This is a genomic window from Streptomyces sp. NPDC059900, from assembly GCF_050270335.1.
Lineage (GTDB): Bacteria > Actinomycetota > Actinomycetes > Streptomycetales > Streptomycetaceae > Streptomyces.
This window is the reverse complement of record NZ_JBNNJZ010001101.1, coordinates 1-1,340: the sequence shown is the minus strand read 5'-3', so window position 1 is coordinate 1,340 and position 1,340 is coordinate 1. Positions and strand designations below refer to the sequence as shown.

The following is a 1,340-nucleotide window of genomic DNA, read 5'->3' as shown; positions in this document are numbered from 1 at the left end:
CCCTGCACGAGGGGGCGGGCCCATCGGCGTACGGGCAGCCGGGTTGGATCAGCCGAAGATCACGCAGGAGGCGGCCGGGGCCTCGATCGCACCGGCGCGGCGCGGGATCCCGGTCTGCGGGTCGACGGCGAACCAGGTCACGTCGCCGGAGCGCTCATTGGCCGCGTACAGGAACCGTCCGGACGGGTCGATGGCCAGGTCACGCGGCCAGTGGCCGCCGCACGGCACGGTGGCGGCGAGCCGCGGCCTGTCCCCCGCCTCGTCGAGCGCGAGCACCGAGATGACGTCCTGGCCGCGGGTGGCCGTCCACAGGAAGCGGCCGTCGGGCGCGACGACCACCGCGGAGGGGTAGGCCTCGCCGTCGCCGTCCACGGGACCCGGCAGGACCGCCGCCTCGCCGAGCGGCTTGAGGGCTCCCTCTGCGGCGTCCCAGGCGCAGATCGTGAGGGTGGGGGCCAGCTCGTTCAGGACGTACGCGCGATCGCCGCGCGGGTGGAAGACGAGGTGCCGGGGCCCTGATCCGGGCCGCAGCGCGACCTCGCGGTGCAGCACCGGCTCGCCCGCCGCCGTGAGCTCGAAGACGCGTACGGAGTCGGTGCCGAGGTCGACACTCACCGCCCGGCGGCCGCTCGGGTCGGGCAGGACCTGGTGGGCATGCGGTCCCTGCTGGCGCTGCGGGTGGGGCCCCGCCCCGGTGTGCCGCAGGATGCCGGAGGGAGTGCGGGCCAGGCCGCCGTCGGGGCGCACGGGCACGGCGGTGACGCTGCCGGAGCCGTAGTTGGCGGTCAGGACGTGCCCGGCGTGCACGGCGAGATGCGTGGGCGCCGCACCGCCGACCGCGACCGGCGGCCCGGCCTGCTCCAGCTTGTCGCCGTCGACGCGGTAGGCGGCCAGGGCTCCGTCCGCTGTCTCGCTGACGGCGTAGAGCGTGTCGCCCGCGGCCGACAGGGCGAGGTAGGAGGGGTCGGCGACCGTTTCCGTGGCGCCCAGGACCGTCAGCGCACCGCTGTCCGTGTCGACCGCGGCGGTCGTGATCCCGGCCCCGCCGGCCGCGGTGAAGGATCCGATGTACGCCCGCCTGCTTCCGCCTTGCCTGCCGGCCACTGCGTTCCCCTCTCGATTCTCGACCGAGCACCGTGTCCAGGGGGCGCTCGTGCGGCAGACGCTAGCAGGCGGTCTAGACCAACGCGCCCTAGACCGGAGCGTTCCCGATCAGGGCGCCGCCGCTTTCGCCGCGCGCCCTGGCCAGGGCCTCCGGGTGGTGGACGTAGGCGGGGTGCCGCCGGACGGTGTCGTACGTGCGGTGGACGACGGGGGTCGCACTGCCGGACCGCGGGGGC

The 1,340-nt window shown here is 75.7% G+C and carries 1 protein-coding gene; it reads right to left on the bottom strand.

Annotation, left to right across the window (positions count from 1 at the left end):
- Positions 1 to 48: 48 nt before the first annotated feature.
- Complete coding sequence (locus tag ACQKIP_RS47590; RefSeq protein ID WP_365862412.1) at positions 49 to 1,104, bottom strand: lactonase family protein; 1,056 nt, start codon at positions 1,102 to 1,104, stop codon at positions 49 to 51.
- Positions 1,105 to 1,340 lie beyond the last annotated feature (236 nt).